This window comes from Actinoplanes sp. ATCC 53533, assembly GCF_003947245.1.
Genome location: NZ_QHHV01000342.1, coordinates 1 through 3,343, shown reverse-complemented (window position 1 = coordinate 3,343; position 3,343 = coordinate 1). Strand labels below are relative to the sequence as shown.

4 protein-coding genes are annotated in these 3,343 nt (G+C 62.2%); all 4 read right to left on the bottom strand.

Annotated elements, in window-relative coordinates:
* Window positions 1-234 (bottom strand): hypothetical protein (locus DMB66_RS56510; RefSeq protein WP_199753238.1); only part of this gene is annotated, 234 nt, incomplete at its 3' end.
* A gap of 49 nt (window positions 235-283) precedes the next feature.
* Window positions 284-1,969 (bottom strand): alpha-keto acid decarboxylase family protein, encoded by a 1,686-nt coding sequence (locus tag DMB66_RS56505; protein ID WP_125812248.1) that lies wholly within the window; start codon window positions 1,967-1,969, stop codon window positions 284-286.
* 20 nt (window positions 1,970-1,989) lie between these two features.
* Complete coding sequence (locus DMB66_RS56500; protein ID WP_125812247.1) at window positions 1,990-2,817, bottom strand: MBL fold metallo-hydrolase; 828 nt, start codon at window positions 2,815-2,817, stop codon at window positions 1,990-1,992.
* A 10-nt stretch (window positions 2,818-2,827) separates the two neighbouring features.
* A partial coding sequence (locus tag DMB66_RS56495; RefSeq protein ID WP_199753237.1) for a TIM barrel protein occupies window positions 2,828-3,343 on the bottom strand: 516 nt, incomplete at its 5' end.

Here is a 3,343-nt window from a genome sequence, read left to right as displayed (position 1 = left end):
CGGGGCAGCGATGATGCAACCGGGCTTGGCGAACCTTCCCTGCTCCACCGGATCCTCGACCAGGAAGCCATCGCTGGCCACGTTGCGCATCATCAGGCTGAACATGTGCTGCGCGATCATCTGGAAGTCGCTGCGCTGCACCACGGCCCTGGCGCTCTCGGCCCTTGGCCCGGCGTATTCAGAAGCTGTCCTGGCCCGGGTGTGGCTGCTGGGTTCCAGAATTGTTGCCGTCATGTCCGGCTCCTTGCTCGGAATCGTCGAAAATCGCCAAGATCGGGTCGAGCTACGGCGTGGCGGCGCTCAGGGCGTCGGCGGATGCTTTCCATTCCGCGTTGTCGGGAATGGACTTGTCGGCCACCAGAACCTCGACGATCGACGGGCTGCTCGAGTTTGCCAGCGCACCCGCCATGGCATCGGCCAGTTCCCCGTAGGTGCCGGCCCGCCATCCTTGGCACCCAAATACATCCGCCAGCTTGCTGTACTTCCACGGGTGCAGGACGCACGATTTGTAAAACGGTTTGTCGGAGGTGAAGACCGCGGCATCGGCGAGCCACTGCTCCACCCCGTAGACTCCGTTGTTGATCACAAAGATGATCGGATTCAGGCCGAATCGGGTCTGCGTCGAGAGGCACTGGGCGGTCATTTGAAATCCGCCGTCGCCCGCGAAGACCATCACCCTCTGCTTGGCATTCGCCGCCAAACAGATGCCCGTCGCGGCGGGCCCGATATAGCCGATCGCCGAGTACGACGACTGCACGACATAGCCTCCGGCGGCCGGCACCCTGAGCAGCAGACTGCCGAAGTAGTTCAAGCTCGAATCGCTGCCGACGATCGTATTCTCGTCGATGTACCGCGGGATGGCGTCATAGAATCCCTGGTAGGTGATCTCATCGCCGGCCGGCTCCACGACGGGCACCTCGCGAGCCGGGGTCGGCGGCCGGTTCGGCGCCTTGGGAGCGATCTGGTTGGTCAGCAGGCCGTCGATCAGGTGCGCCAGAGCGACCTGCGGGCTGAAATACGTGCCGTCCTTGACGGTGTCCAACGACACGAACGCGGTCTTGTCATAGTCAATGGCCCAGCCCAGAGAATTGATATCCGTCAGCCAGACCCCCAGCGCCAGCACGAAATCGGAACCCCGGACCAGATCCTGGACGGCGGCCGAGGACGCCTGGCCGTCGAACACGCCGGCGAACAACACGTCGTCCTCGGACAGCACCGACTTGCTCATGAGCTCCGTGACGTACGGAATGTTCAGCTGGTGGATCAGGCCCGACGCCTGCTTCTGCAGGCCGAGGCGGTCGACCTCCACCCCGAGCCAGATAATGGGGTTGGCGGCGGCCTGCAGCCTTTCATTGATGTGCGTGATCGACTGCTTCAGGCTGGCCGGATCCGACAAGGTCCGTGCCGGCCGCAGGGTGCCCTTCGGCCGCTCACACTCCAGGTCGACCATGTCCTGGAGCAGTTCGATGTAGACGGGCCGCCGTTCCGTTATGCACTTCGTCAAGGCGGAATCTATCAACATCGGCGCGAGATCGGGGCTGTCGATCCGCACGGCCGCGACCGTCAGGTGCTCGAAAGACTGGAGATCCGTCTCACTTCCGGTGATGAAGTGATGCGAACTGAAGCCGGTCTGCTCGAACGTGAGAGTCTTCTTGATATCCGGCGTGCCATTGATCAGGACAACCGGCACCTTCTCCACATAGGCCCCCGCGATGGCGTTCACCGCACACAGCGCGCCGGCGGAATAGGTGACACAGAGCGCGCCGATCCCCTTGAGCCTGGCGTATCCGTCGGCCGCATAGCCGGCGTTCAGTTCATTGACCTCCTCAACGACCTCGATCTTGCTCGACGCGACGTACCGGTTCACCCATTCAATGGAATAGTCGCCGGCAATGGAGAACAGGTGCCCCAGGCCCAGCTGAGAGAGCCGGTCGACCAGATACTGCCCCACCGTGTATTCGGGTTGCATGGCGCAAAGACCCTCCGTCGTCAGAAACTTCTCGCATCGCCGAACAAGCGCGGCAGATAGATGTCGAATATGCCCGGACACTTGCGCTCGGGGTATCTTTGAACCAGGAAACTCTTGAAGTCCTCGCCCGTCAGCCCGTCGGCAACGGCCTGCCTGGCGGCGGCCAGGTATTCGATATTTCGGGCGACCTCGACCTTGTCCGCCGGAAAACCATGGCCCGGCAGGAACAATTCGTAATCCTCGCTCACCATTGCTTCCAGGACCCGGCTCCAATGTCCCATGTCTTGCGACAGGTAGAGATGGGTGCCGCTGTAAATCAGGTCCTGGGCGAAGTACACGCCCAATTCCGGAAGTTTGATGGTGAGGTGGAAATCCACTTCCGTCTCGGTCACCCGATCGAAGACATACCTGACGCCGTCGATGGTGCATTCGCCCGGCTCGACGGTCTCCTTGGGCACGACTATGTTGTCCGGCGCGAGGTCGCCCAATTTCCAATGATCGCTCAATGAATCCTCGCCGTGCTCCGCGATAAACCTCGCGGTCTCCGGCAACGCATAGATCGCAACATCACTGAACGCGGCCCCCGACCCGAACCAGTGGTCCGGATGCCGGTGCGAGAGGTACAGCCTTTCTATCGGCTTCCCGAGACCATCCGCATATTCCCTGAATTTCCTCGCGTAGGGAACGAGAAACTGCGCGTCGACAAGGACCAGGCAGTTTTTGCTCTCGACGATATGCGTGGCGTTCGCGATGTTGTTATGCGTGAATGCCGAGATGAAGGTGTGAATACGGACGTCACCCGCCTGCTTCACGACCATTTTTACGGGGTCCGGCAATTGATCCGGCATCGGATCTCCCTCAGACGTGCGCAGCGACCAGCCGCGACTGATCGGACTGAGATCGGACGGCGGAATCGATCTTCTCCCGCAGCGTCTCCAACGCGTCGCGGGCGACGTCATAGGCGCTCTGCCGACCCGGCACCGCGTCGTCCTCCCCCGGCCGCCAGAAGCGCCGGCGCGCCATCCGCATCGAGCTGTCGAACGGAGGAATCGCGTTGAACACCTCGACCAGGTAAGGCCCGCGGTAGACCGGTTCGATCTCGCCCAGCATGATGTCCCACGGGATCCAGCTGTCCCGCACCGCACCACGGTCGGGTGCGGAGATGTGGACGTAGAGCAGCTGGTTCCGCTTCGCGGCCCGGGCCACATCGCTCTTGAAGATCGCCGGACCCTGGCTCTCCATGACTGCTTGAGCGGTGTCGATCGTCACACCGCACCGCGCGATCTCGGCGTCATCGAGGAAGTCCAGCGCCTCCGACACCATGTTCGGCGGCGGAGATTCCCAGCTCTTGATGGGCTCGATGGCGAGCTGCAC

Excerpts from the sequence above, each read along its gene's own strand:
- DMB66_RS56505 (WP_125812248.1), bottom strand. The coding sequence starts at position 1,969 with ATGCAACCCGAATACACGGTGGGGCAGTATCTGGTCGACCGGCTCTCT.
- DMB66_RS56500 (WP_125812247.1), bottom strand. The coding sequence starts at position 2,817 with ATGCCGGATCAATTGCCGGACCCCGTAAAAATGGTCGTGAAGCAGGCG.